The sequence below is a fragment of the Geothrix sp. genome (genome assembly GCF_030219325.1).
In the GTDB taxonomy this organism is placed as follows: domain Bacteria; phylum Acidobacteriota; class Holophagae; order Holophagales; family Holophagaceae; genus Geothrix.
This window is the reverse complement of sequence record NZ_CP126625.1, coordinates 1,715,154-1,738,857: the sequence shown is the minus strand read 5'-3', so window position 1 is coordinate 1,738,857 and position 23,704 is coordinate 1,715,154. Positions and strand designations below refer to the sequence as shown.

General features: G+C 68.9%; 27 protein-coding genes. 13 read left to right on the top strand and 14 right to left on the bottom strand.

Translation table 11 applies throughout. The annotated features are described in order from the left end of the window. Nucleotides 1-13 precede the first annotated feature (13 nt). From QOZ81_RS07890 to QOZ81_RS07880, 3 genes are read left to right on the top strand one after another with little or no spacing between them, the layout of a single operon-like run. Complete coding sequence (locus QOZ81_RS07890) at nucleotides 14-1,015, top strand: UbiA-like polyprenyltransferase (RefSeq protein ID WP_291199142.1); 1,002 nt, start codon at nucleotides 14-16, stop codon at nucleotides 1,013-1,015. Between the two features lie 60 nt (nucleotides 1,016-1,075). After that, the gene (locus QOZ81_RS07885; protein WP_291199144.1) at nucleotides 1,076-2,047 is read left to right on the top strand and encodes a M23 family metallopeptidase; all 972 of its coding nucleotides are present in this window, start codon (nucleotides 1,076-1,078) and stop codon (nucleotides 2,045-2,047) included. Nucleotides 2,048-2,062: 15 nt separating this feature from the next. Further along, nucleotides 2,063-2,515 carry a bactofilin family protein gene (locus QOZ81_RS07880; RefSeq protein WP_291199146.1) on the top strand — a complete coding sequence of 151 codons (453 nt, stop codon included), beginning with the start codon at nucleotides 2,063-2,065 and terminating at the stop codon, nucleotides 2,513-2,515. Between the two features lie 10 nt (nucleotides 2,516-2,525). On the opposite strand, the gene ruvB is transcribed toward QOZ81_RS07880, so the two are convergent. Beyond that, a complete protein-coding gene (gene ruvB, locus QOZ81_RS07875) occupies nucleotides 2,526-3,539 on the bottom strand; it encodes a Holliday junction branch migration DNA helicase RuvB (RefSeq protein WP_291199148.1) in 1,014 nt (337 codons plus the stop codon). Between the two features lie 107 nt (nucleotides 3,540-3,646). Between ruvB and QOZ81_RS07870 the strand changes: the two genes are divergently transcribed. From QOZ81_RS07870 to QOZ81_RS07850, 5 genes are all read left to right on the top strand, one after another. Further along, the gene (locus QOZ81_RS07870; RefSeq protein ID WP_291199150.1) at nucleotides 3,647-5,173 is read left to right on the top strand and encodes a sensor histidine kinase; all 1,527 of its coding nucleotides are present in this window, start codon (nucleotides 3,647-3,649) and stop codon (nucleotides 5,171-5,173) included. A gap of 5 nt (nucleotides 5,174-5,178) precedes the next feature. Beyond that, on the top strand, nucleotides 5,179-5,661 hold the full coding sequence (ispF, locus tag QOZ81_RS07865; protein WP_366082969.1) for a 2-C-methyl-D-erythritol 2,4-cyclodiphosphate synthase: 483 nt from the start codon (nucleotides 5,179-5,181) through the stop codon (nucleotides 5,659-5,661). A gap of 52 nt (nucleotides 5,662-5,713) precedes the next feature. Further along, nucleotides 5,714-6,139, top strand: a complete 426-nt coding sequence (locus tag QOZ81_RS07860) for a hypothetical protein (RefSeq protein ID WP_291199154.1) — start codon at nucleotides 5,714-5,716, stop codon at nucleotides 6,137-6,139. 62 nt (nucleotides 6,140-6,201) lie between these two features. Then, nucleotides 6,202-6,435: a 2Fe-2S iron-sulfur cluster-binding protein gene (locus tag QOZ81_RS07855; RefSeq protein WP_291199156.1), complete on the top strand. Its 234-nt coding sequence runs from the start codon at nucleotides 6,202-6,204 to the stop codon at nucleotides 6,433-6,435. Between the two features lie 56 nt (nucleotides 6,436-6,491). Next, nucleotides 6,492-7,424 (top strand): alpha/beta hydrolase, encoded by a 933-nt coding sequence (locus tag QOZ81_RS07850; RefSeq protein WP_291199157.1) that lies wholly within the window; start codon nucleotides 6,492-6,494, stop codon nucleotides 7,422-7,424. A 9-nt stretch (nucleotides 7,425-7,433) separates the two neighbouring features. Here the strand turns inward: QOZ81_RS07850 and QOZ81_RS07845 are convergent, their stop codons facing one another. From QOZ81_RS07845 to QOZ81_RS07835, 3 genes are all read right to left on the bottom strand, one after another. Further along, a complete protein-coding gene (locus QOZ81_RS07845; RefSeq protein WP_291199160.1) occupies nucleotides 7,434-8,171 on the bottom strand; it encodes a CsgG/HfaB family protein in 738 nt (245 codons plus the stop codon). A gap of 25 nt (nucleotides 8,172-8,196) precedes the next feature. Beyond that, nucleotides 8,197-8,493 carry an HU family DNA-binding protein gene (locus QOZ81_RS07840; protein WP_341849994.1) on the bottom strand — a complete coding sequence of 99 codons (297 nt, stop codon included), beginning with the start codon at nucleotides 8,491-8,493 and terminating at the stop codon, nucleotides 8,197-8,199. 148 nt (nucleotides 8,494-8,641) lie between these two features. Further along, nucleotides 8,642-10,114 (bottom strand): leucyl aminopeptidase, encoded by a 1,473-nt coding sequence (locus tag QOZ81_RS07835; RefSeq protein WP_291199162.1) that lies wholly within the window; start codon nucleotides 10,112-10,114, stop codon nucleotides 8,642-8,644. Nucleotides 10,115-10,270: 156 nt separating this feature from the next. Here QOZ81_RS07835 and QOZ81_RS07830 point away from each other — a divergent pair, with 156 nt between their 5' ends. Beyond that, entirely contained in the window at nucleotides 10,271-11,551 is a 1,281-nt protein-coding gene (locus QOZ81_RS07830; protein WP_291199163.1) for an anthranilate synthase component I family protein, read from the top strand. Here the strand turns inward: QOZ81_RS07830 and QOZ81_RS07825 are convergent, their stop codons facing one another. From QOZ81_RS07825 to QOZ81_RS07790, 8 genes are all read right to left on the bottom strand, one after another. Then, a complete protein-coding gene (locus QOZ81_RS07825) occupies nucleotides 11,552-12,058 on the bottom strand; it encodes an HNH endonuclease (protein ID WP_291199164.1) in 507 nt (168 codons plus the stop codon). 55 nt (nucleotides 12,059-12,113) lie between these two features. Next, a complete protein-coding gene (locus tag QOZ81_RS07820; RefSeq protein WP_291199165.1) occupies nucleotides 12,114-13,385 on the bottom strand; it encodes a DNA recombination protein RmuC in 1,272 nt (423 codons plus the stop codon). Nucleotides 13,386-13,392: 7 nt separating this feature from the next. Further along, nucleotides 13,393-13,827, bottom strand: a complete 435-nt coding sequence (tsaE, locus tag QOZ81_RS07815) for a tRNA (adenosine(37)-N6)-threonylcarbamoyltransferase complex ATPase subunit type 1 TsaE (protein WP_291199166.1) — start codon at nucleotides 13,825-13,827, stop codon at nucleotides 13,393-13,395. Beyond that, the gene (locus QOZ81_RS07810) at nucleotides 13,820-15,214 is read right to left on the bottom strand and encodes an NAD(P)H-hydrate dehydratase (RefSeq protein ID WP_291199168.1); all 1,395 of its coding nucleotides are present in this window, start codon (nucleotides 15,212-15,214) and stop codon (nucleotides 13,820-13,822) included. The genes tsaE and QOZ81_RS07810 overlap by 8 nt, the downstream gene beginning before the upstream one ends. A gap of 83 nt (nucleotides 15,215-15,297) precedes the next feature. After that, nucleotides 15,298-15,879 carry a phosphoribosylglycinamide formyltransferase gene (purN, locus tag QOZ81_RS07805; RefSeq protein ID WP_291199170.1) on the bottom strand — a complete coding sequence of 194 codons (582 nt, stop codon included), beginning with the start codon at nucleotides 15,877-15,879 and terminating at the stop codon, nucleotides 15,298-15,300. Next, a complete protein-coding gene (gene pta, locus QOZ81_RS07800; protein WP_291199172.1) occupies nucleotides 15,876-16,880 on the bottom strand; it encodes a phosphate acetyltransferase in 1,005 nt (334 codons plus the stop codon). The genes purN and pta overlap by 4 nt, the downstream gene beginning before the upstream one ends. Nucleotides 16,881-16,898: 18 nt before the next feature. Continuing rightward, entirely contained in the window at nucleotides 16,899-17,237 is a 339-nt protein-coding gene (locus QOZ81_RS07795; RefSeq protein WP_291199173.1) for a hypothetical protein, read from the bottom strand. A 21-nt stretch (nucleotides 17,238-17,258) separates the two neighbouring features. Then, entirely contained in the window at nucleotides 17,259-18,590 is a 1,332-nt protein-coding gene (locus tag QOZ81_RS07790; protein ID WP_291199175.1) for an aldehyde dehydrogenase family protein, read from the bottom strand. Between the two features lie 141 nt (nucleotides 18,591-18,731). On the opposite strand from QOZ81_RS07790, the gene QOZ81_RS07785 reads away from it, so the two are divergent. Next, nucleotides 18,732-18,917 carry a hypothetical protein gene (locus tag QOZ81_RS07785; RefSeq protein ID WP_291199177.1) on the top strand — a complete coding sequence of 62 codons (186 nt, stop codon included), beginning with the start codon at nucleotides 18,732-18,734 and terminating at the stop codon, nucleotides 18,915-18,917. Nucleotides 18,918-18,927: 10 nt separating this feature from the next. On the opposite strand, the gene QOZ81_RS07780 is transcribed toward QOZ81_RS07785, so the two are convergent. Together QOZ81_RS07780 and QOZ81_RS07775 are read right to left on the bottom strand one after the other, a co-directional pair. Next, nucleotides 18,928-20,235, bottom strand: a complete 1,308-nt coding sequence (locus tag QOZ81_RS07780) for an MgtC/SapB family protein (RefSeq protein WP_291199179.1) — start codon at nucleotides 20,233-20,235, stop codon at nucleotides 18,928-18,930. Between the two features lie 19 nt (nucleotides 20,236-20,254). Next, entirely contained in the window at nucleotides 20,255-20,728 is a 474-nt protein-coding gene (locus tag QOZ81_RS07775; protein WP_291199180.1) for a hypothetical protein, read from the bottom strand. A gap of 77 nt (nucleotides 20,729-20,805) precedes the next feature. Between QOZ81_RS07775 and bshC the strand changes: the two genes are divergently transcribed. The 3 genes from bshC to tilS are packed head-to-tail and all read left to right on the top strand — an operon-like array spanning nucleotide 20,806 to nucleotide 23,689. After that, entirely contained in the window at nucleotides 20,806-21,978 is a 1,173-nt protein-coding gene (bshC, locus tag QOZ81_RS07770; protein WP_291199182.1) for a bacillithiol biosynthesis protein BshC, read from the top strand. Next, nucleotides 21,975-22,709 carry a bacillithiol biosynthesis deacetylase BshB1 gene (bshB1, locus tag QOZ81_RS07765; protein ID WP_291199184.1) on the top strand — a complete coding sequence of 245 codons (735 nt, stop codon included), beginning with the start codon at nucleotides 21,975-21,977 and terminating at the stop codon, nucleotides 22,707-22,709. The genes bshC and bshB1 overlap by 4 nt, the downstream gene beginning before the upstream one ends. Then, the gene (gene tilS, locus QOZ81_RS07760; protein ID WP_291199186.1) at nucleotides 22,706-23,689 is read left to right on the top strand and encodes a tRNA lysidine(34) synthetase TilS; all 984 of its coding nucleotides are present in this window, start codon (nucleotides 22,706-22,708) and stop codon (nucleotides 23,687-23,689) included. Before bshB1 ends, tilS begins: the two co-directional genes overlap by 4 nt. Nucleotides 23,690-23,704: the final 15 nt, after the last annotated feature.

Below are 23,704 nucleotides of genomic sequence, written 5' to 3'. Positions count from 1 at the left end.
ATCATGAGAGGCGATGGAACCTTCTGAACCCGACCTGCAGCAAGTCCAGGCCCCCCAGGCCCCGCCCGCCGACCCGGCGGACCATCCAGCCTCCCCACGCCCGGGGGAATCCAATCAGCCCGTCCATTCCAGCAGATCCGGGCTCCGGTCGCTGCCAGAGCTGCTCGACATGATCAAGTTCGAGCACACGGTGTTCGCGCTGCCCTTCGCCCTGCTGGGAGCCATCGGAGCGGCGCAGGGGCTCCCCCCCCTGCGCACGGCACTGTGGATCCTGGCGGCCATGGTGGGCGCGCGCACGGCCGCCATGACCTTCAACCGTCTGGTGGACATGGATGTGGACGCCGAGAATCCGCGTACGGCCAGCCGCGCTTTGCCGGCCGGCCGGGTGTCGAAGGCGGCGGCCATGGCCCTCCTGGGCGTTGGCATCGTCCTCTTCGGCCTGGCCGCGGGAGCCCTCGGGCCCCTCACCTGGGCCCTCTCCCCCCTGGCCCTGGTCATCATCCTGGGCTACTCGCTCTGCAAGCGCTTCACGGCCTGGGCCCATCTGGTGCTGGGGTTGTCCCTGTCCGGCGCGCCCCTCGGTGCCTGGATCGCCGTTTCAGGGCGGGTCGAAGCACCGGCCCTGTGGCTATCCGCGGGCGTGCTGGCCTGGACGGCGGGCTTCGACATCCTCTACTCATTGCAGGACGAGGCCTTCGACCGGTCGAGGGGCCTCCACTCGATCCCCTCGAAGCTGGGCACCCGCGGGGCCCTCTTCCTGTCCCGCGCCCTGCACATCGGGGCCCTGGTCTGCTGGGGCCTGTTCAACCACCAGATGGGTGGCCACCTGTGGTCCTGGGCCGGATGGGGCGCGGTCGCGGCCATGCTGGCCCGGGAACAATGGCTTGTGCGGAGCGGGGACCTGACCCACATCGACCAGGCCTTCTTCACTTTGAACAGCCTGATCGGTCTCGTCTTTTTCGCAGGGCACGCATTGGAATACTGGCTGTCGAGGTCGTTGCTGGCACCTCTCTAGACCATTGGTTGTAAGAAGACGATTCGCCTGTGTCACTGTTCCCAGGTATGCTGGGGGGCCATGTCCTCGCATCAGCCTGAACGCCGCCGCGCCCTGCGCTCCAGCCGCCCTGATTCCGGGCGCTGGCTCACGGTGATGGTGGTCTTCAGCGACCGGACTTTCCGCTGGTCCCTCACCCGCCGGCTGATGCTCTGGGTCCTGGGCGGCGTCGTGGGCTTCTGGGCCCTGGCCATGATCGGGTCAGGCTACGGCCTGTGGGCCACGAAGAAGATCATGAGCTTCGGCCGTCTGGCCAAGGAGACCCAGGAGCAGCAGGAGCAGCTGCGTTCCTCACTGGACCAGGCCCAGGCCCTCGAAAGCGAAGTGGCCACCCTGCGCAAGCAGCACACGGAACTGTTGAAGCTGCTGGATCCCAAGGCCCCGGCCGGATCCCCCCTTCCCGCCCTGCCGGGCCAGCCGAACGCCACTCCCCTTCCACCGGGAACCCAGGAACGCCTCTCGCGCCTGCGGCAGGACCTCGACTACACCTCGAAACAGGCCGCCGTGGTGCGTGCGCGCATGGAGCCGGTGATTCGGGCCTGGTCCCACACGCCCTCGATCCCGCCCACCGCCGGCTACCTCAGCTCGGGTTTTGGCGTCAGGGTGAGCCCCTTCTCCAGATCCAATGAGGAAGGTGATGGCCTGCTCGGGTACCACACGGGCATCGACATCAGCAACGCCATCGACACCCCCGTGCAGGCCACGGCCGATGGCGAAGTCGTGGAAGCGGGTTGGATGGACCGCTACGGCTGGGGCGTGCGTGTCCGCCACACCGACGACCAGGAAACCCTGTACGCCCACCTGAACCGGCTGGACGCGAAAGTGGGCCAGAAGGTTTCACGCGGGGATATTCTGGGGGCCATGGGACGCTCGGGAAACGCAACGGGCGTCCACCTCCACTACGAGGTCCGCCGGAACGGGAAACCCGTGAATCCCCAGCCCTACCTGCGGCTCCAACGCCAGTGGCTCCGCGCCCTTGGCAAGCAGTCCTGACTCGAGGAGTGACCCATGGCCGTCTTCCGCAGCAACAAGCCCAAGCCCGAGCCCGCACCCGCCATCCACTCCCTGCTCGGCAAGGACGTGCTGTTCAAGGGCGAGGTCCACACGAACTCCCGCAGCTTCCGGGTGGAGGGCGTGGTGGAAGGCACCATCCACTCCACGGGCGAAGTCTCCATCGCGCCCGGTGGCCTCGTGAAGGGAACCATCTTCGCCAAGCACCTGGTCGTCACCGGCCGGGCCGAAGGCATCATGAAGATCACCGACTGTCTGGAAATCCATGGCACCGGCTACGTGGAAGGCGACGTGGAGGTGGGTTCGCTGGTGGTGGATGAAGGAGGCACGCTCCAGGGCGTCTGCGTCCGCAAGGACCAGGCCGAATCCCATGCTGCGGCCAAGGGCGGCTCCCTGCCCGCAGCCAAGCAGGCGGACCCCGAGGCCAAGAAGGCCGACATCAAGCGCTAGGGCACCCAGGTCAGCGGAACAGCGGCCCGGGGTCCGACTTCACGCCCAGGTAGGCATAGGCGGCATCGGTGGCCTTGCGCCCCTGGGGCGTGCGATCCAGGAAGCCCACCTGCATGAGGTAGGGTTCCACCAGATCCTCAAGGGCACCCTCATCCTCGCCCAGGGCCGCAGCGAGGGTCCTGAGCCCCACGGGCCCGCCGCGATGCTTGTGGCAGATGGCCTGGAGATATTCCCGGTCCAGGGCATCCAGGCCGAGATCATCCACCTCATGCAGCTTCAGGCAGGCATCCGCTGAGGCCTCGGTGATGGTGCCGTCCCCCTTCACTTCCGCATAGTCGCGGCAGCGCCGGAGCAGCCGGTTGCAGATGCGCGGCGTGCCACGGCTCCGCCGGGCGATGGCCTCGGCGCCCTCCGTGGCCAGGTGGATGCCCAGGAGCGCCGCCGAGCGGTTGGCGATGATGGCCAGATCCACGCGGGTGTAGAACTCCAGGCGATGCACCATGCCGAACCGGTCATGGAGGGGCTTGGAGATCAGCCCGGCGCGCGTGGTGGCACCCACCAGGGTGAAGGGGCGCAGGTCCACCTTCAGGGTCTGGGCGCTGGGTCCCTGGCCGATGAGGATGTCCAGCTTCCGGTCCTCCATGGCCGAGTACAGCAGCTCTTCGATGGGCGCCGACAGGCGGTGGATCTCGTCGATGAAGAGGAATTCGCCTTCCTCGAGGTTCGTGAGGATGGCCGCCAGATCCCCCTTCTTCTCCAGGGCCGGGGCCTGGATGACCTTGCAGGGGGCGCCCATCTCGTTGGCCAGGACGTGGGCCAGGGTGGTCTTGCCGAGGCCCGGGGGACCGAAGAGCAGCACGTGGTCGAGGACCTCGCCGCGCTTGGTGGCGGCCTTCAGCGCGATCTCCAGGCGGGCCTTCACCTTGTCCTGGCCGATATATTCCTGGAGCCTCTGCGGCCTCAGGGAGTATTCGGCAGGGTCCTCGGCGCCGCCGGTGGGATCAAGGTCGGGATGTCGATGCATGGCTCCTATTCCCTCACGGGACTTCCACTTGTGTCCAGCCGATGGACGGATAATCTTGGTTCACGCAGTCCAACCCCGCCTTCCCCCTCCACCACCCGGGAGGTGCTGTGGCCCAGCGCTACCAGCTCCTGATCCGAGATCGCCATGGCTTTGAGCGCACCGTGCCGCTCTCCCGCTCCGTCACCCTGGGGCGGCAGAGCCTTTGCGACGTGGTCCTGTCGGACAGCATGATCAGCCGCAACCACCTGCGGATGGAGCTCCGCGACGACATCTGGTGGGCCGAGGACCTGCAGACCACCCACGGCAGCTTCTACAAGGACCAGCAGCTCGGTAGGGTGGCGTGGGAGGCCGGCACGCCCCTCCGCCTGGCGGACGGCGCCTACACCCTCACCTTGCTGAGCCTCGACCAGTCCAGTTCCGAGCTGCACCTCCAGGCCATCCTCGAAACGGCCCAGCTCCTCGCGGAGGAGGTGGACCTCGAGGACCTGCTCGAGCAGTCCATGGACAAGCTCCTGTCCATCTCGGGCACGGACCGGGGCTTCCTGATGCTGCTCGAAAACGGGGAGCTCGAGACCCGGGTGCAGCGCAACCTGGGGCACGAACTCGAGGGATCCATCCAGCTCTCGCTCTCCAGCGTCCACAAGGTGTTCGAAACCGGCGATCCCATCTGGATCCTGAACGTGGCCGATGAGCACCACCTGCTCAACCAGCACTCCATCCAGCGCCTCGAACTGAAGACCATCCTCTGCCTGCCTCTGCTGCTGCAGGGCCGGCGGCTGGGCGTGGTCTACCTCGACAGCCGCCGGCCCATCACCGAGCCACCAGACCGGGAGACCTTCGAAGCCATCGTCGCCTTGTGCGCCATCGCCATCGAACGGACACGCCTCTCGGAGGAGAACCTCCGCACCCACGTGCTCGCCACCGTGGGCCAGGTGGCCAGTTCCATCGTCCACGACTTCAAGAACGGATTGTTCGTGCTGCGCGGCCACGCCGATCTGCTGGAGCTGTCCACGGAGGATCACAAGATCCGCCACCACTGCCGGAAGATCCTGGAGTGCGTGGACCGGCTGACGCACCTCAGCCAGGACGTCCTCGACTTCGCCAAAGTGCGTGAGCCCAAGCGCGAGACCGTGGATCTGCGGGCCTTCCTCGAGGCCATTCTCGAACCCATGGTGCCGCGCGCGGCGGAACTGGGCGTCCAGCTCCGGGCGGAAGGCCCCATGTGCCTGGTGAAGATCGATCCGGGACGCTTCACGCGGGTCATGGAGAACATCATGGCCAATGCCCTCGACGCGACCACGGACATGAGCGGGGAAGTGCTCGTGTCCTGGACCCAGGTGACGGGGGGCGTCCAGGTCCGCGTGAAGGACCGGGGCCACGGCATTCCGCGGAAGGTGATCAAGCGCATCTTCGAGCCCTTCTTCAGCTACGGGAAGAAGAAGGGCACCGGGCTCGGCATGGCCACCGTGAAGAAGATCGTCGAGGAGCACGGCGGCACCCTGGAATTCCTCAGCGAAGAGGGTCGGGGGACCGAGGTGATCATCACCCTGCCCGAGCACCCCATCACCGGCACCTTCAAGGTCTCGGACGAATCCACGGGAAACCACCGGGCCCTGGGGACGGAGGGCGCGTGACGGCCATCCGGGTCGGCCAGGGTTTCGACGTCCACCGGTTCGCGGCGCCCGGAGAGGGCCGTCCCCTGATCCTGATGGGCTGCGTGATCCCCCATGACCGGGGCCTGGCCGGGCACAGCGATGCCGACGTGATGCTGCATGCCCTCATGGACGCCCTCCTGGGCGCCGCGGGACTCGGGGACATCGGCCAGCACTTCCCCGACACGGATGCCGCCTACAAGGGCGCAGACTCCGCCGGGCTTCTCGCCCGGGTCATGGGCGACCTGGCGGAGCGGGGCTGGCAGGTGGTGAACGCGGACGTCTGCCTCATCGGCGAGCGGCCGAAGATCGGCCCCCATCGCCAGCAGATGCGGGACCGGGCGGCGCTCCTCCTCGGGCTCCCACCCGAGGCGGTGAACGTGAAGGCCACCACCACGGAACAACTCGGCTTCACGGGCCGCGGCGAGGGTCTGGCCGCCCAGGCGGTCGTCCTGCTCCAGCGGTCATGAACGCGGGACCTCTGCTCCCTTCATCGCATATGATGGGAGTTCCGGAGGATTCATGAAGTTCCACGCCGTTCTTCCCGCCATGGTGCTGTTGGGCGCCACGCTGTTCCTGGGGTGCAGCAAGGTGCCCCTGACGCCCAGGACGCCGGTCCCCGCGGGTTCAGTGGTCTTCCGGTTCACCCGCGTCGTCCGCGGTCCTGTGGAGCTCTCGCTCGACGGGGCCCGCATCCCCGTGCAGCAGTCCCCCAAGGGCGCCATCAGCCTCCAGGTGAAGGGTCTGACTCCCGGCAAGCACCGCTACTTCCTGACCAGCCAGCGCGAGACCTTCAGCCCGGACATGGGCGAACTGGACCTGCCCGCCGACAAGGGCCTCTACCAGGTCACCCTCTCCCAGAAGCTCGATTCCGTCCTCTACGGCAAGCCCGATCCCCTCCCGCCCGCCGAGGGGCTCCCGGGCGTGACGGCCGTCCTCCTCAAGTAGCCATGGTGGCGGTGGCCCGGACCCGGACACGGGACCACCTGCTCCATGGCCGGGGGACCCTCATGGCCCGTTGCCTGGCCGCGGGCCTGCCGGTGGCCTCCGCCTGCTCTGGCCGGGGTGCCTGCGGCAAGTGCGTGATCACGCTCCTGCAAGGTTCGGACCTGCTCGACCCGGCTGATGCACATGAGGCCGAGGTCCTGGCGAGGAACGCTGCCGGACCGGATCAGCGCCTCAGCTGCCAGCTCCAGGTGCCGGCCGGGGAGGCCGACCTCCTCTTCACCACGGGCTACTGGTGAGGCGGGGAGGCTGGCTATCCCTGAGCCTGCTCCCATTGCTGGGCCTTGGCGGGTTCATGGCCTGGAAGACCCGCGCGGTGGCCTGCGAACTGGTGGATCCCCCCTTCTACCGGCCCCAGCCCCTGGCCCGGGTGGAGGCGACCTACCGGGAACTGGCCGAGGGCCGGGACGGCGATCCAGGAGGCACGTGGCGCAGCGAGGAGGTGGATGGCCTGCAGCTCTGGCGCTTCACCCGCCCCACCCCATCTCCGGGCGTCGTGCTCCTGCTCCACGGCTTTGGCGACGATCGCTGGGGCACCAGCCCCGCCCTCAAGTGGTTTCCCCGTCTCGATGCGGCCATCTTCACCTACCGCCGGCGGGATGATGCCTTGCGGAGAGGCAGGCCCGCCCCCGCCGTCACTTTCGGAGCCATGGAATCCAGGGATGTCGTCCGGATGGTTCATCACCTGGAGGCCTCTGGCATCGAACGCCGCCGGATCCTGCTGCTCGGGCGAAGCCTGGGCGCCTCGGTGGGCCTGCTGGCCCTGGCGGACCTGGAACGCGAAGGCCGGGGCCCCCTGGCTGGCCTCATCTGGGAGGGCGCCCCGGCCAGCAGCCGCAGCTTCGCGGAGCGTCTGGTGCGTGGACCCGAGGACCGCTGGTGGCATGTGCTCGCTCCGCCCATCGGGGCCGCGGCCGCCTTCGCCGCGGGACGCATGGGCGGCTACGCGCCTGCGGACACGGACCTGCTCCGCCGCACGGATGGCATGCGGTTGGCGACCCCCAGTCTATGTTTTCTGGCGACCCAGGACCGGCTGGCGCCGCCAGAGGTCCAAAGGTACCTGTCGGCCCGGTTCCAGCACAGCCACGTGGTCGAGGTGCCCACCTGGCACCTCCACTGCGCCGAGATCCTGGGCCCCGCCTACACGACCGCGATCCGTTCGGCGGTCGACGAGTGGTTTCCCCTGGACGCGGGAAGGGGCCCCGAGAGGCCCCTTCCCGTCCGCTGAGAGGCGGGCCTACTCCTCTTCGTGGGCCTGGCCCGTGGCGCGGATCAGCTTGGGGGCGAGGCGCTGGACGATGGGCTCGAAGACCTTGTTCACCAGCTCCTCGTCGTAGGAGACCTCGGCGCCGGTTCCGGCGACCTTCACGCTGGTGTCGTCCACCTTGCCGTCATCCCCCTTGGCGAACAGGATCTCGCCCGTCTCCACTTCGATGAGCCGGATGTCGAGCCGGCCCGTGAAGGAGGCCTTCTTGATGTTCACGCTGCCGGCCACGGCACCGGCCGTACCGTCCTTGGTGAGCTTGCCCACCAGGGCGCCCACGCCCCAGCCGGAGCTGAAGCCGGATTCCTTGTAGGCGAAGCGGGTGACCTTGCCGGTCATCACGTATTTCACGCCCAGCAGCTTGCCGATCTTCTGCACGGTGGCGGTATCCACTTCACCGCTCTGCTGGAAGTTCAGCTCGGACCGGATGTCCTGGAGGCGCTCCCGCTCGATGAGCCGGATCTTCCCGTTGGCCTTGTCCATGATCTCGGTGGTGAAGAGATCCCGCAGCTGGTTGGAGATGGTGCCCATCTGGTTGCCCCAGCCGCCGTGGCGCCAGCCGTGCCAACAATCGGGGGCCGCCTTGAAGTCGAGGATGGCCAGGCGGGGCAGCTTGGCCTTCTCCTCCTTGGACATCTTCTTCTGGGCGAAGACGGGTGCGGCGATGGCGAAAACGGCCAGGAGGGAGAGGATCAGCTTGCGAAGGCGCATGGGGACTCCGGTCGAAAACAGGGGGTCAGTCGTCGATGAGCTTGCTGCGCAGCTCCTTGCCCAGCTTGAAATACACCACGCGCTTGGGCGGCACCTGGATGCTCTCGCCGCTGCGCGGATTGCGTCCCTGCCGGGCCCGGCGGTCCCGCAGACGGAAGCTGCCGAAGCCGCGCAACTCAACGCCTTCCCCGGTCTTGAGGGATTCAATGATGCTCTCCAGGAACGTATTCACCAGGAGATCGGCATCTTTCTTCCCCAGTTCGAGCCGCTCCATCAAGTGTCGGGAGAGGTCGGCCTTGGTGAGGGTCTCCATCGCTTCCATGGGAACTCCGAGGGGTGAGGGGGCTTAGGTGACGTGAGGGCAGTCCTCAATAAATCCCCATCCGAGCCCCGCGGTCAAGAGGGACATCTTCATCCATTTGAAAAAAAGGGGGCCGAAGCCCCCTCTTTGAAGAGGACCGGCGGGTCCCTCAGTCCATGAGCCACTCGAGCAGGAAGCGGGGGCCTTCGCCACTCCCCCCGTGGGTCCGGTAATCCCGTTCCTTGCCGGACCAGCTGCCGGACAGGTCCACGTGGGCCCAGGAGGCCTGGCCCACGAACTCGCGCAGGAACAGGCCAGCCGTGATGGTCCCGCCCCAGCGGATGCCCGTGATGTTCTTCAGGTCGGCCAGGGGGCTCTTGAGCAGGTCGGTGTACTCCTCCACCAGGGGCAGCTGCCAGAGATACTCGCCGACGGAGCCGCCCGCATCCATGAGGCGGTCCACCAGCTTCTGATCCGTGCCCATCACCGCGGAGACCCCATCGCCCATGGCGATGAGGGCGGCGCCGGTCAGCGTGGCGAGGTCCACCACGTGGTCCGCGCCCAGCTCACCGGCGTGGTGGAGCAGGTCGGCCAGCACCAGGCGCCCCTCGGCGTCCGTGTTGAGCACCTCGATGGTCTTGCCGCTGCGGCTGCGGAGCACATCACCGGGCTTGTAGCTGGAACCCGAGGGCATGTTCTCCACCAGCCCCAGCAGGCCCGTGACCTGGACCGGCACCTCCAGCTGGGCACAGGCCACCAGCGTGGCCAGGACGATGGCCGCGCCGGTCATGTCGTCCTTCATGGTCTCCATGCCCGAGGCATCCTTGAGGGAGAGGCCGCCGGAATCGAAGCAGACACCCTTGCCCACGAGGACCACGTGCTTCTTCGGCTTCTCCTTGGGCTTGTACTCCAGCTTGACGACCCGGGGCGGCCTGACGCTGCCCTGGCCGACGGCCAGCACGGACCGGAAGCCGCCCTTCTCGAGGGCCGGGACATCCAGCACCTCGCAGTGGAGCTTGTGCTGCTTCGCGAGCTTCACGGCCATATCGGCGAAAACTTCGGGGTAGAGGTCCCCGGCCGGCGTGTTGGCAAGGTCGCGGACGCGGTGGCAGGCGGCCACGCCGGCCTCGACCGCGGGCAGCTTGCGCCGGGCCTTGCGGGTATCGTCGCCGTTGGTGAAGATCTCGATGGAGGAAAACTGTTTTGCTTCCGGCTTTCCGCCTTTGAAGGAAACGAAATCATAATTCGCGAGCAGCGCGCCCTCAGTCACGGCCACCTGCACGGCGTCATGGTCGATGGTGGAGGTGGAGGGAGAGAGGATCCCGATCTTCTTCCACTTCTTCTTGAGGCAGAAGCGTCCGGCGGTGCCCACGGCCTTGCGGATCTTGTTGAGCGTCACCTTCTCTTCATCGCCGAGGCCCACCAGCACCATCCACCGGCTTTCCTTCACGCCATTGGGGTGGTGGAGCGGCACAACTTCAAGATAGTCCGCCTTGAAATCCTCTTCATCCATCACCTGGCGGGCGACCTTGCTGATGGCAAGCGGCAGACGGTGGCGTTCACGCCCGGAAAACACCGGAACGATCAAGGCGTCTCCGGCGAAATCCTTACCAGTCTGAGAGCTGATATCCACTGAAGGCATGGGAGTTCCTCCTGGAAAACGAGGCTAGATCGATTCGGTAAAAAAGGAAAGTTCATTTTCCGCTCTTTAATTGTCACAGTCCTGCAATTTGTTAACGGCCACTTTTCAAACGCTAGTCGCCTGAGCCAGTTGCAGTTTCCGATGGGATCATGTCCCATGGACCTCGCTCCCCGATACCGCCAGCCCCTCCCGCTTCCCGGCCCCTGGCCGGCCTGCGCCCAGGGGCTGCTCCAGCAGGGCGCCGCCTGGCTGCACACCGGTGATACCGGGGAAAGCCTCCTGGGCCTGCCCGGACCTGCCCTGGTTTCCCGCTGGGATGGCCGCCACTGGGATACCCAGCTCGGCGAAACGCCATGGCCCGGCTCGCCCTGGGAGGCCCTGGCCACCGCCGTGGCCCGCCAGCCATTTCCCTGGATCGGCGCCGCCACCTTCGAACTGGCCTGTGACGAGGCGGGGCTTCCCCGGAAGCCCTTGGAGATTGGTACCCTCGGCCAGCACTGGGCCCCCGTGGCGGAAGCCCTGCACGTGAAGGACGGCGAGGCGGAGCTCTGGTCCTGGGCCGATTCCCCCGCCGATCCCGATCACTGGAGGGATCGGCTGGCTCCGGCCCCTGACCTGGGCCGCGCATCCGTGGATCTGGTGCCGCTCTGGACCGAAGCACAGCACAAGGCGGCGGTGGAGCAGATCCAGACCTGCATCCTGGACGGAGGCTTCTATGTCGCGAATCTCTGCGTCCCCTTCAAGGGGCGGCTCTCCGGGGATCCCGTGGCCCAGGCGCTCATGGCATTCGGGCGGGCGCGACCACCCTTTGGCGCCCTCCTGGATCTCAGGGGAATCCAGCTGCTGAGCCTCAGCATGGAGCGCCTGCTGTCCCGCCGGGGGGCCCTGCTCCGCTCCCAGCCCATCAAGGGCAGTGCCCCGCTGACCGGGGATCCGGGGCGTGATCGCGCGGCGGCCGAAGCCCTCGCTGCCGATCCCAAGGAACGGGCGGAGCACACCATGATCCTGGATCTCGTACGCAACGACCTGGGACGGGTGGCCGTGGCGGGATCCGTCCAGGTGGTCAACCCCATGGCGGTGGAGACCTACCCCACGGTCCAGCACCTGGTCAGCACCGTGGAGGCCACCGCCCGGCCCGATCTGGGATTGGCTGAGCTCCTGCGGGCCGTGCTGCCCGGTGGAAGCGTCACCGGCGCCCCCAAACATGCCGTCTGCGGCCACCTGGCACAGGCCGAGGCGGGGGCCAGGGGGTTCTACTGCGGGGCGGTCGGCTGGATCTCCCCCAAAGGGGACCTGGACCTGGCCCTGCCCATCCGCACCGCCCAGATCCAGGGGGAACAGCTGACCTACTGGACGGGTGGCGGCATCACCCGGCGCAGCGATCCGGCCCGGGAATGGGCCGAGCTGCACCTGAAGACCCGGGCGATCACGGGCTGATCAGGCGGCGCTGGCTCGCTTCAGGAGTTCCTCGAAGCGCTCGAAGAGATGGGCCCTGGGCCCCTTGGGCTGGCGCTTCAGCACCATGCCCGCCTGCTCCGGCGTGCGCCCGCCCTTGGTCTGATTGCAGGTGAGGCAGCAGCCCACCAGGTTCTGCCAGGTGGTGGAGCCGCCCTGGCAGAGCGGGACCACGTGGTCCACGGTAGTGGCCTTCTTCGCGCAACCCTCGTATTGGCAGAGGAAGTGGTCGCGGCGGAGGACCCGGCGCTCCAGCCTCCCCAGCAGCAGCTTGGAATCGCTGCAGGCCTGGGCGTGGGGGAAGATGATCAGCTCCAGCCGCCCCGCCAGGTCGCCGTGGCGCTCGAAGGTGGCGGGGTTCAGGACATGGGCCCGCCCTGAAACGACCGCGCAGAGGGCCCGGCGGCGGCTGACTTCCTGCATGGGGACATAGTTCCGGTCCACGGCGATGACATCGCCGGCCCCGTGGCGTTCGCGTCCCTTCAGCATCACCCCCCCGGTGTTTGCCCGAATCCTAAGGCATTCCCTGGGATTGTGAAGTGAATTATTCCCCCCGGTACGGGCCCGGCAGCGTGCCCTGGACCTCCACTTCCGGCAGGGCCTCCACCCCCGCCAGACGCTTCTCCATGCGTTCCTTGCCTTTGGACACTTCGCCCAGCTTGGTGCTGGCCTCGTCGAGCTTCTTCTGGACCGAGGCCAGGGACTCCCCGAATTTCCCGAATTCGGTCTTCACCTGCCCGAGCACCTTCCAGACCTCGCCGCTCTGCTTGCTGATGGCCAGGGTCTTGAAGCCCACCTGCAGGCTGTTGAGGAAGGCCGTCAGCGTGGTGGGGCCCACGAAGGTGACCTTGCATTCCCGCTGGATCCGCTCCAGCAGGCCCGGCCGCCGCAGGGCCTCGGCATAGAGGCCTTCGAAGGGCAGGAACAGCAGCGCGAAGTCCGTGCTGTTGGGGGGGGCGATGTACTTGTCGCGGATGTCCCGGGCCTGGGACAGCAGCCGGACCTCCAACGCCCGGCCGGCGGCCTCCACGGCGGGGAGGTCGCCCAGTTCGTAGGCCTCCATGAGCCGCTGGTAGTCCTCCAGGGGGAACTTCGCGTCGATGGGCAGCCAGACCGTGCCACCCTCCTCGGCCCCCGGCAGCTTCACGGCGAACTCGACGATCTCCGGCGAGCGGGGCCGGATCTTCACGTTGGCGGCGTACTGCCCGGGCGAAAGGAACTGCTCCAGCAACGCCCCGAGCTGGGCCTCGCCCAGCACGCCGCGGGTCTTCACGTTGGTAAGCGCCCGCTTCAGACCGCCCACGTCCTGGGCCAGGGACTGCATCTCGCCCAGTCCCTTCTGCACCTGCTCGAGGCGCTGGGCCACCAGGTTGAAGCTCTCGCCCAGGCGCTTCTCCAGGGCCTCGTGCAGCTTCTCGTCCACCGTGCGCCGCATCTGCTCCAGGCGTTCTTCCGTCGAGGTCTGGATGGCCGCCAGGCGCTTCTCCACCTGCTGCTGTACCTGGTTCAGCTGCGCGGCCTGCTCGTCCCGGGAGGACTTCAGGGCCTCCTGGGTGGTCGTGACGAGCAGCCGGAAGCCCTCGGCCAGCTTTTCGGCCTGGGCGGTGCGGATCCCGCCCAGCTCAGCCACCAGGGGCTGAAGCTGGGACACCAGAGCCTGGTGGGATTCCGTCCGATCCCGCGAGGCCAGTTCCTCCGCATGGCGCCGCAGGGCGTCAAAGGGGGCGGGATCCGCGGTGGGCCGGCGCAGGCTGGCCCAGGCCGCCACGGCAGCCAGGAGGAAGGTGAGAACGGAAAGGACGAGGGCGAGGCTCATGCGTCCATCATCGCGCGGCCGGCTCGTCAGGCAGTGTCCAATCGGCCTGCCGTCCCGCTTCCCGCGCCCTGAGCTCCAGACGGGCCACCCAGTCCGTGGGCCAGGGCCCACCTCCCCCGGCCCACTCCACCACCAGCCGGTCTTCGGCGCCGAGGCTCTCTTCGAGGCCCAGCGACCAGGCGCCCTCGGGCCCCGTGCGGAAGAGGTCCAGGTGGAACAGGCGCCCTCCGGCACAGCCGTAGCGGTGCAGGACCGCATAGGTGGGCGAGGCCACTTCCTCTGGATCGCCGCCAAGCCCCCGCAGGAAGCCGCGGGTCCAAGTGGTCTTGCCGGCGCCCAGCTCGCCCTTCAGAAGCCAAGTGCCGCCGGGAGGCGTCAGCCGGGCCAGGGCTTCGCCCAGGGCCTCGGTGGCCTCTTCATCGGCCAGGAACAGCTCAGGCACGCAGGAGCTCCGGCAGGAGCCCCGCGAGATCCGTGGGGAGCAGGCCGGCCCCGGGCAGGCGATCCCCGGCGGCACCATGGAACCAGGCCGCGGCGGCCACCGCCTCGCGCATGGGCAGACCCTGGGCCCGGAAGCCCGCCACCATGCCGGCCAGCAGGTCGCCGCTGCCACCGGTGGCCATGCCCGGGTGGCCCGTGGGATTGATCCAGAGCTCCTCCCGCGCGCCGCCGGCGATGACGCTCTGGGCGCCCTTGAGGAGCAGGACACCGGGGCGCCCGGCCGCCACTTGGCGGGCCTGCGCGAGGCGCTCATCCATCAGGAGGGGGCGGGACAAGCGGAAGAGGCGGGCGAACTCGCCCGGATGGGGTGTGATGGCCGTGCCCGGACGATCCATCCACCGCCGCCCCTCGCCTTCCTTGAGGGCCGAGGCATCCACCACCAGCGGGCCATCCCAGTCGGGCACCTGGCTGATGCCGCCCGGGCCCACCAGGAGGACATCGGCCTCCGCGGGAACCGATCCCTGCCAGGCCCGCACCATGGCCTCGGGCACCTGGGCCGCGATCTCAGCCCGGACCTCCGGTTCGGAAAGCACCGTCACCAGGCCCGCCCCCACCCGCAGGGCGCCCAGGGCCGCCAGCACGGCAGCGCCGCTCATGCCGAGGCTGCCCGCCCGGATGACCACATGGCCGAAGCTGCCCTTGTGGGCGTTCCATTCGCGGGCCGGAAGCGCCGGGCGCTCGAGCAGCTGCATGGCCGCCCTGGGCGCCCGGTCCAGGGGAATGGGGACGACCGAGATCTCCCCACAAAGATCCCGCGCCGGGAGCAGCCCATGGCAGACCTTGAGGGCCCCGAAGCAGGCGGTCCGGGTGGCGCGGACGGCCTCGCCAGAGAGCTCGGCCGTGTTGGGATCCAGTCCCGAAGGGAGGTCCAGGGCGAGCACCGGCAAACCGCTGGCATTCAGGGCCCGCACCCAGGTCAAGGTCGTCCCCTCCAGGGGGCGCGTGGTGCCGAGGCCGAAGAGCCCATCGACCACCCAGCCGCGCCAGGTCCTCATGAGTTCGGCCGGATCTGCCGCGGTCTGGACCTCGCCGCCGAGTCCCTTCCACAACCGGGCCTGGATCGCGGCATCCCCTCGCCATTCAGCCCAGATGCTGGGTGCCCAGACCTGGACCGTCCGTCCCTGCAATCGAGCCAGGCGCGCCAAGGCCAGGGCATCCCCACCGTTGTTGCCGGGGCCGGCCAGGACATGGATGGGCTCACCCGGTGGCAGCAGGGCCAAGGCCCCGAGGGCGGCATGCTCCTGGAGGGTCAGCGACGGAACGCCCCAGCCCTCAATGGCCTGGCGTTCCGCAGCCCGCATCTCGTCGGCGGTAAGTAGAGGAATCACGCGGCACCTCCTGTGCCGCGCCCTCCGGGCTTCGGCTTCGCCAAAGTGGAACTCCGCCTCTGCTTCGTTCTCATGCGAACAGTTTAGGCCCGTTCCGAAAGATATGCCGCCAGCGCCCTGGGGAACAGCTCCATCTCGGCAGCATAGACCCGCTTTTGGAGATCCTCGGGAGTATCCCCAGCCAGGACGGGAACCCGCAGCTGGTCGAGGATCCGCCCGCGGTCGTATTCGTCATCCACCAGGTGCACGGTGGCGCCGGATTCGGCTTCTCCTGCATCAATGACGGCGCGGTGGACGTGCATGCCGTACATGCCCGGCCCCCCGTACTGGGGCAGGAGGCCCGGATGGATGTTGAGGATGCGACCCGCCCAGCGCGTCGGAACCGTCAGTTTCTTGAGCCACCCACAGAGGCAGATGACCTCGGCCCCGGCTGCCTCCGCCGCCTGGTAGCAGGCCTCCGAAAAGGCCTCGTCCGACCCGAAGTCCTTGCGGACCACCACCACCGTACCCAACCCTTCAGCCTCCAGCAGCGCGAGACCGCCGGCCTTGGCCGTGGAGGCCAACCCCAACACCGGCAGGCCGGCCACCCGGCCCTCCCGGCAGGCCCTGAGCAGGTTCAGGGCGTTGCCGCCGGCGCCGGAGATGAAGAGGGCGAGCCGCTTCACTGGAGGGCCGTGAGCACCACCGTGTCGGCGATGTCCTGGGCGCTGCAGCCCCGGCTGAGGTCATTGGCCGGCTTGGCGAGGCCCTGGAGGAAGGGCCCGATGGCCGCGGCCCCGCCCATGCGCTCGGCGATCTTGTACGAGATGTTCCCGGCGTTGAGGTCGGGGAAGACCAGCACATTGGCGCGTCCCGCCACATTCGAGCCGGGCGCCTTGCGCTGGCCCACGGAAGGCAGCAGGGCGGCATCGGCCTGCAGCTCGCCATCCACCGCCAGGTCCGGCGCCTTGTCCTTGATGATGGCCAGGGCCGCGCGGACCTTGTCCACGCAGGGGTGCTCGGCAGAGCCGCGGGTGGAGAAGCTGAGCAGGGCCACGCGGGGTTCCACGCCCATGACGCTGCGGGCGTTCTCCCCGGCGGCGATGGCGATGTCTGCCAGCTGTTCCGGGGTGGGATCAGGCACCACCGCGCAGTCAGCGAAGATCACCGCGCCCTGTTCGCCATAGGAGGCGTCAGGGTGGATCATCATGAAGAAGCTGGAGACGGTCTTGATCCCCTTGGCGGCGCCGATGGCCTGGAGGCAGGCCCGTACGGTTTCGGCGGTGGTGTTCAGGGCGCCGGCGACCATGCCGTCGCAGTGGCCACACTGCACGAGCATGGCCCCGAACCACAGCGGGTTGTGGACGCCTTCCAGCGCCTGGGCTTCGGTGATGCCCTTGGCCTTGCGGCGCTCGTAGTAGGCTCCGGCAAGTTCCTGGAGCAGCGGGCTCGTGGCGGGATCCACCAGCATGGCGCCCTTCAGGGAGAGGCCCAGGGCCGCGCCCCGCGCCGTCATGGCGGCGGGATCGCCCAGCAGGGTGAGGCGGCAGAGGCCCTGGTCCAGCAGCAGCTGGGCGGCCTGCAGCGTGCGATCCTCACGGCCCTCCGGCAGCACGATGTGACGCTGCAGTTCCTTGGCGCGGGCCCGGAAGCGCTCCATCCAGAGGGTGTGGTTGGCGTGGGACATGGAATCCTCCGTGGGGGGTCAGGCCGTCGGTGACTGGGTGGGAACGAGGAAGGCGCGGGCCTCCTGGCCCGTGCGGTTCTTGAAGGTCACGGCCAGGCTCGGCGCACCGGAACTGGCCTCGTCGAGGTACATCGCCTCCACGCGGTGCATGGGCAGGAAGCGGGTACCGAGGGCCACCTGATCGGATTCGCCAGTCCGCACCAGCGAGAGCACCTCTTCCCAGGGGGTCAGGTCGAGACCCCGGATGGCGATGCCGGCCGCATCCAGCCCGAGCAGGGCGCCCCAGATGCGCTCCCGGGGCGACTGGAGCACCACCACCACCAGATCGCCGGGTTCGAAGGGCATGGTCAGGGGCATGTCAGGACTCCGGGGCGGATCTTAAAGGGCGGGGCCTTGGACGATGAGGCGGCCTTCCGTGAAGCCCTCCATGGCCCAGCGGGGCCCCTCGAAACCGTTGCCGCTGGCGGCGACGCCGCCGAAGGGCGCGGCATCCAGCCGGAAGGTGGGGGGCAGGTTCAAGAGCACACCGCCGGCCCTCAGCTTCGATTCCGCCAGATGGAGGTGCCGCAGATCGCGGCTGTAGGCGCTGGCCCGCAGCCCGAAGCGCGTGGCCGCAGCCCGGTCGAGGCCCGTCTCGAAGGTGTCGACGCGGGTCAGCACCGTCACGGGGGCGAAGGCCTCCTCGCACTGCAGCGGGTCGTCCTCGGGCACGCCCGTCAGGATGGCTGGCGGCAGCAGGGCGCCCTGACGGACACCCCGAAGCAGAACCTCGGCCCCCGCCGCCACCGCGCGATCCAGGCTGGCATCCATCCGGATGGCCGTGGCCTCGTCGATGACGGGTCCCACCGCCGTCGCGGGATCCAAGGGGTCCCCCACGGGCAGTGCCTTCACGGCGGCGACGAAGGCTGGCACGAAGGCGTCCCAGAGACGGCCGTGCACATAGATCCGCTGGGCCTTGGAACAGCTCTGTCCGGCCCCGGCCACCGCGGCCGGCGCCAGGTGTCCGGCCACCGCCGTGGCATCCACGCCCTCGTCCACGACCACGGCCCCGTTGCCGCCCAGTTCCAGCAGCAGGCGTTTCCCGGCCAGGACCTGTTCCAGGTGCCGGCCCACCCGCTCCGAGCCGGTGAAGCTCACGCCGGCGATGCGGGGATCCCGGGCCAGAGCCTCGGCCCGGACGGGATCCGAGCCGGCCAGCTGCAGCAGGTGGTCGGGAGCCGCGACGCGCAGCCGCGCCGCCTCGAAGCTCTCCCAGAGCAGCTGCGAGGTGCGGGGCGCCTGGGGGCAGGGCTTCCAGATGACGCTGCAGCCCACACTGAGCGCCGGGGCCAGCTTGTGCATGGCCAGGTTCACGGGGAAGTTGAAGGGCGTGATGGCCAGCACGGGCCCCAACGGGAAACGGCGGAAGGTGGCCCGGCAGCCATCCGCCCCGGCCATCAGATCGTAGGGGACGCTCTCTTCGCCGAACGAGGCCACGGCCTCAAAGGTGGCCTTCAGGGTCGCCTCGGCGCGCCCGACCTCACCCCGGGCCAGGGTGATGGGCTTCCCGGTTTCCCGGGTCATCTCCTGGGCCAGCAGCTCGCGCACCGGCGCCAATGCCTCCAGCCAAGCCTCCAGCAGGCGTCTTCGGACGAGCCTCGAGGTGCCGGACCACATGCCGAAGGCCAGCAGCGCGTTCTCTGCCAGCCTCTCCCATCCGTCTGCGCCCATGGTTCACCATCAAGATCCGCCGGCATCTCCGGCTCCTTCCAGCATATCCACCGTTCCGCGCGACCTCCCAGGAACCCCGTCACATCATGCGGAACGCGGTCTCGCGCCCGGAAGCGGCTAGACTGTCGACAGGAGTCCCCCATGACCAAGCCGCTCGTCCCCGCCGACCTCCTGAAGTCCGTTCAGGCCGCGGACAAGCCCGCCTCCACGGCCTCGGCCGGGAAGCCCAAGGCGACCGCGGGCCCCAAGCCCACGGTCAGGGCGTCCACCAAGCCCCAAGGCAAGAGTGGTGTGGCGCACACCCGCATGAGCAACCGCGGGAAATAACTCAGCGCACTCAGGCCTGGATCCAGGCCACAAGCAGGGCCGCCGCGAGGGATCCCCCGAGCAGCGCGGCCAGACGCAGGCCGAAGGCTCGTCCGCCTGAAATCCAGGCAAATCCGGCTTTGGCCAATGTGTTTGTGCCGATGGCCAGGATGATGGCCAGCACGGCGGTGGACGCAGGCAGCCCCACGCCCCGGACCTGGCTGCTGACCGCCAGGGTGATGGCATCCACATCGGCCAGACCCGAGAGCCCGGCGGCCATGAGGAGGCCCCGGTCCCCGAACCAGGCCCGGGCCGCAGCCGAGGCCAGCAGGACGCCAGCCAGCGCCAGACCCCATGCCGTGGCCCGCTTCAAGTGGAAGGGGTTCCGGACGGCCACCTCCTCTCCTGCGGGCTTCATGGCCCCAGTGCGATAGATCCACCCACTGGCCCCGAGCAGCACCAGCACCATGGCCGCCATGGGCAGCAGCAAGGGTCTGACCAGGGTTGGCCCGCCCACCACTCCCGCGAGGATGGCCACCCGCAAACCCATCACGGAGCAGGCCAGCAGCACCGCCACCTGGCCGGGATCCCTCAGCGACGGATCCTCGCGGGCCTGCCGGGACATGGAGACCGTCACCACGGTGGAGCTGACCAGCCCTCCCACCAGGCCGGTCATCAGGGCCCCGCGCCGGGCGCCCAGCAGCCGGTTCAGCGCGTAGCCGAGGAAGTCCACGGCGGCGATCAGCGCGACCATCCACCCCACCTTGCGGGGTGAAAGGACGCCCCAGGGATCGAGGGTGCGTTCCGGCAACATCGGCAGCAGGATCGCGAAGACGATGAGCAGCTGGATGGAGGCCGTCAGGTCTTCGCGGTGCAGCCTTGGGATCCACGCCCTGATCCAGGGCTTGGACAGCAGCAGCAGGGTGACGATCACGGCCACGGCCACCGCGAGCAGCGCGTCCCGCGTGAGCAGCATCCCCAGCAGGGGCGCCGAGAGGGCCGCGATCTCCGTGGTGAGACCGCGATCAGACGAACTGGTCTCAAAGTAGAAGAGCCCGATCATCAGCGCCGCGAAGGCCATGACCGCGATGGGCATGGCCAGGCTCTCGCCGCCAACCTTCACCGAGATCCAGCCCAGCAGTGTGAGCAGCGAGAAGGTCCGTGCGCCCAGGCTGCCGTGCGTTTCCTCGGCCGGATCGCCAGCACGCCGGTTGAAGGGGTGGTCGGGCCCTTCCTGACGGCGCTCGAAGCCGCTCCGCTCGCGCTCAAGGCCCATCATCAGGCCCAGCGCCACGGCCATGGCGGCTTCCTTGAGGGTGGACAGGTCCAGGCTGAGCATGGTGGTCCCCTTGCCCTGGTTAATCGGCCAGGTGCCAGATTTGGATGTGACTGGTGCGTTTCAGAACCTCGGCGACCAGATCTGGCGCCGGCGTTCCGAAGGTGCGAACCCGGAAGGCCTCCGTCCCGGGTAGCTGAACCACATGAACTGAGGTTCCCCCAGGAAAAGCCGGGTGGCGGGCCAGGGGGCGGGCCAGGGCCTCCAGATCGAGAGCCTCCAGCCAACCTGTTGGCAGCGGGGCCGTCTTGGCCCCGTGGACCAGGGCCCCCACCTCCCGGGCCTGGAGCAGGACCAGGTGCCAGGCTTCATCCACTTGTCCCCGCCAGCAGAGGAAGGGCGGCAGCTGCCCGAAACTGACACCACCCTTGCTCACGCTGGGCCAGGCGCGGAGCGAGGCCAGACCCGCCTCATCCGCGGCCTCCATGGCGAGGATCGCGAGATCGGGCGAAGCGGGGGGGATCCAGGGTTCGACGCTCAGCATCCCGTCGAGCATCGCATATCGGGTAGGCTGGGGCCCATGTGTACCGAGCGGCTGCTGCCCCGATTGGATCCGTCCTCCGGGGGATGTCCATGAGCCCCAGGCCCGTCATCGCCACCGGCCAGCAGATCGGCGCGGGATGGAGCCCTGCCCTGTCCATCGCCAAGGCCCTGGCGGCTCTGGCCGAGGCGCGCCGCACCGGCGCCGAGGCCGTGTACTGGCTGGCCGATGAAGACCACGACCACGCCGAGGTGGCCTCCGTGGTGGGCTGGGACGGATCCCGGCTGGTGCGCCACCGGTTCCGCTTCGACACCCGCCCCGGCACCGCCACGGGCTGGCTGCCCTGGTCGCCCCAGCACCAGGCCGAGGCCACGAAGCTCTGGGGACCACTGCCCGAGCCAGAGGCCCCCACGCTGCGCGGGCATGTCCTGGCTCTGGGCCGGCCTCTGTGGGAGCGTGGCCTTCGCCCCTTCTCGCCCACGAACCCTGAGGTGCGCGACCCCATCCAGGCCGAGTTGGAACGCTGGCGCAGTCTGGATTTGCAGGCCGGACTCGTCCAGCAGGCCGATCGTCTGATCGCCCAGGGTGCCCCCCTGCCGCTGGACCCGCGAGTCCAGGCCGCCTGGTTCTCCCTGGATCCCGGGACGGGCCGGCGGCAACGGCTGGAGCCCGGCGAGGTCCTCGCCAAGGGGCTCTGGCTGAGCCCGGGCGCTGCCATCCGCCCCCTGATGCAGTCCCTGCTGCTGCCGGTCGCGGCCGTGGTGCTGGGGCCCTCCGAGCGGGCCTACTGGCGGCTCTGCGAGCCGCTGTGGGATCGGGTGGGTCTGCCCGCGCCGAGGATCCTGCCGCGTCCCAGTGTCTTCGTCATGCCTTCCGGGTACCGCATCGCTCCAGACCAGATGGACGCGCTCCGCCTGGGAGCCTGGGACAACCTTGGGCCGTGGGCCGGCGTCTTCCCGACCGGAATGGTGCAGGAGATTCAGCCGGACTCAGCCTGGCCCATGGCCATCCAGGAGCGCTTCCGCCGCGAGCAGGCCCGCAGCCGGGAGCGGCTCGGCAAGCTGGACCGGCGCCTCCACCGGGAGGCGGCCGGCCGGATGCTGGGCGGCGATCCGGAGTTTCTCAGGCAGACCCTCTTCCCCTTCGGGCGGCCCCAGGAGCGGGTGATTCCGGGTCTCCCGTGGCTGAGGTCCGGTGCCCTGCTCGATGCCATCCTGGATCGCATGGACGGGACCCGCCCCGTCATCCTGGTGGAGGAACCATGAGCCCCACTGCCCCCCACGACGGGTGCGACCTCCTGGCCATCGGGGCCCACCCGGACGATGTCGAGGTCCACGTGGGCGGGATCCTGGCCCTGGCTTCGGATCGGGGCCTGAAGGCCGCCATCCTCGACCTCACCAGCGGCGATCTCGGAACGCGCGGCACGGCGGAGACCCGCCGGATCGAAGCCCAGGAAGCCGCGGGGATTCTCGGTGTTCCACGATTCGTGCTGGATTTCCCAGATGGCCGCTTCACCGAAGACGAGGCCTACCGCTTGCGTCTCATGGCCGAGCTCCGCCGGCTCCGGCCCCGGGTCCTGATCCTGCCCGCACCGGAGGACCGCCATCCCGACCACCGCCGTGCCCACCGCCTCGCCCGGGAAGCGGCCTACTATACGGGTTTGAAGAACTACCCCTGTCCCGGCTCCCCATTCCGGCCCGAGGCCTTGGCCTGGGTGGGCGGCGAGAATCCCGGCCAGCCCGATCTGCTGGTGGATGTCAGTGCCGTGTGGGCTCGCCGCATGGCCGCCTTCGATGCCTTCGGCAGTCAGTTCGATCAGGATCCGTCGCAGCCCGTCACGCGCATCGCGCATCCCGCCTTCCGCCGCGGGGTCCTCGGCCGCGCCATGCACTGGGGCTCCCTGCGCATGTGCGACTGGGCCGAGGCCCTGTGGTGTGAACGCCCCGTTCCAAAGGCCCTGACCGATCTTCTCGCCCGCCTGGAAGAGCCTGCGTGAACCGCTTCGAGTCTGACCTCCTCGCGCAGATCCAGCGCCGGGGCGATGGCGTGAGCGGTCGCGTGCTGGTGGCCTGCTCGGGCGGCGGCGATTCCGTGGCCCTGCTGCTCCTGCTCTGGACGCTCCGCAAGAGCCTGGGGCTGGACTTGTCGGTGGCCCATGCCGATCACGGCCTGCGGCCGGAATCTGCGGAGGATGCGGACTTCGTCCGCCAGCTCTGCCGGGCTCTGGATCTGGATCTGGCCGAGGCGAGCCTCGGTGTCAGGACCCACGCGCGAGACCAGGGCCTTGGCCTGGAGATGGCCGCCCGGGAGCTGCGCTGGGATTGGCTGCGCCAGGAAGCCGAACAGGGCGGTGCCGCGGCGGTCGCCACGGGGCACACGCTGGACGACCACACCGAGACCGTCTTCATCCGCCTCGCGCGGGGCGGCGGGCTGGGCTGCCTGCATCCCCTGGCGCCGCGCCAGGACCTGCGCTGGTCCCCCCTGGCGGAGGTCCGGCGTGAGGACCTGCGCATCTACCTGGCCGCACGGAAGATCCCCTGGCGGGAGGACACGAGCAACGGTGAACCCTTCACCCCGCGCAACCGCTGGCGGCGGCTGCTCGTGGATCTGAGACAGGAGGCCCCCGACCTGGACCGCCACCTGTTCGAAACGCATCGGCAGGCAGAGGAGGCCGAGCGGCTGGCGCGAGGCTTCATCCTGACCCGGGAGGGCTCCCGCTGGTCCATCGCGGATGGAGGCATCGCCTTCGAAAAGGGCGACTGGGACGAGGCGGAACTCCGATGGACGCTGGAGTCAGCCTTCCGTCGCCTGGGCTGGACGAGGGAAGCCGGTCTGCTGCGGAACCTCACGCCCTGGCTGGCCGAGCGCCTCGCCCATGGCCGCCAACCCTCATCCTGGGGGAATTTCCACCTAAACCCTGAACCTGGCGGTGGGTATCTGCATCTAAGACAAGGTCCGCTGCCTTCCCGGACCTAGTAAACTGGAGGGCCA

Excerpts from the sequence above, each read along its gene's own strand:
- QOZ81_RS07890 (WP_291199142.1), top strand. The coding sequence starts at position 14 with ATGGAACCTTCTGAACCCGACCTGCAGCAAGTCCAGGCCCCCCAGGCC.
- QOZ81_RS07885 (WP_291199144.1), top strand. The coding sequence starts at position 1,076 with ATGTCCTCGCATCAGCCTGAACGCCGCCGCGCCCTGCGCTCCAGCCGC.
- QOZ81_RS07880 (WP_291199146.1), top strand. The coding sequence starts at position 2,063 with ATGGCCGTCTTCCGCAGCAACAAGCCCAAGCCCGAGCCCGCACCCGCC.
- ruvB (WP_291199148.1), bottom strand. The coding sequence starts at position 3,539 with ATGCATCGACATCCCGACCTTGATCCCACCGGCGGCGCCGAGGACCCT.
- QOZ81_RS07860 (WP_291199154.1), top strand. The coding sequence starts at position 5,714 with ATGAAGTTCCACGCCGTTCTTCCCGCCATGGTGCTGTTGGGCGCCACG.
- QOZ81_RS07855 (WP_291199156.1), top strand. The coding sequence starts at position 6,202 with ATGGCCCGTTGCCTGGCCGCGGGCCTGCCGGTGGCCTCCGCCTGCTCT.
- QOZ81_RS07850 (WP_291199157.1), top strand. The coding sequence starts at position 6,492 with ATGGCCTGGAAGACCCGCGCGGTGGCCTGCGAACTGGTGGATCCCCCC.
- QOZ81_RS07845 (WP_291199160.1), bottom strand. The coding sequence starts at position 8,171 with ATGCGCCTTCGCAAGCTGATCCTCTCCCTCCTGGCCGTTTTCGCCATC.
- QOZ81_RS07840 (WP_341849994.1), bottom strand. The coding sequence starts at position 8,493 with ATGGAAGCGATGGAGACCCTCACCAAGGCCGACCTCTCCCGACACTTG.
- QOZ81_RS07835 (WP_291199162.1), bottom strand. The coding sequence starts at position 10,114 with ATGCCTTCAGTGGATATCAGCTCTCAGACTGGTAAGGATTTCGCCGGA.
- QOZ81_RS07830 (WP_291199163.1), top strand. The coding sequence starts at position 10,271 with ATGGACCTCGCTCCCCGATACCGCCAGCCCCTCCCGCTTCCCGGCCCC.
- QOZ81_RS07825 (WP_291199164.1), bottom strand. The coding sequence starts at position 12,058 with ATGCTGAAGGGACGCGAACGCCACGGGGCCGGCGATGTCATCGCCGTG.
- QOZ81_RS07820 (WP_291199165.1), bottom strand. The coding sequence starts at position 13,385 with ATGAGCCTCGCCCTCGTCCTTTCCGTTCTCACCTTCCTCCTGGCTGCC.
- pta (WP_291199172.1), bottom strand. The coding sequence starts at position 16,880 with ATGTCCCACGCCAACCACACCCTCTGGATGGAGCGCTTCCGGGCCCGC.
- QOZ81_RS07795 (WP_291199173.1), bottom strand. The coding sequence starts at position 17,237 with ATGCCCCTGACCATGCCCTTCGAACCCGGCGATCTGGTGGTGGTGGTG.
- QOZ81_RS07790 (WP_291199175.1), bottom strand. The coding sequence starts at position 18,590 with ATGGGCGCAGACGGATGGGAGAGGCTGGCAGAGAACGCGCTGCTGGCC.
- QOZ81_RS07785 (WP_291199177.1), top strand. The coding sequence starts at position 18,732 with ATGACCAAGCCGCTCGTCCCCGCCGACCTCCTGAAGTCCGTTCAGGCC.
- QOZ81_RS07780 (WP_291199179.1), bottom strand. The coding sequence starts at position 20,235 with ATGCTCAGCCTGGACCTGTCCACCCTCAAGGAAGCCGCCATGGCCGTG.
- QOZ81_RS07775 (WP_291199180.1), bottom strand. The coding sequence starts at position 20,728 with ATGCTCGACGGGATGCTGAGCGTCGAACCCTGGATCCCCCCCGCTTCG.
- bshC (WP_291199182.1), top strand. The coding sequence starts at position 20,806 with ATGAGCCCCAGGCCCGTCATCGCCACCGGCCAGCAGATCGGCGCGGGA.
- bshB1 (WP_291199184.1), top strand. The coding sequence starts at position 21,975 with ATGAGCCCCACTGCCCCCCACGACGGGTGCGACCTCCTGGCCATCGGG.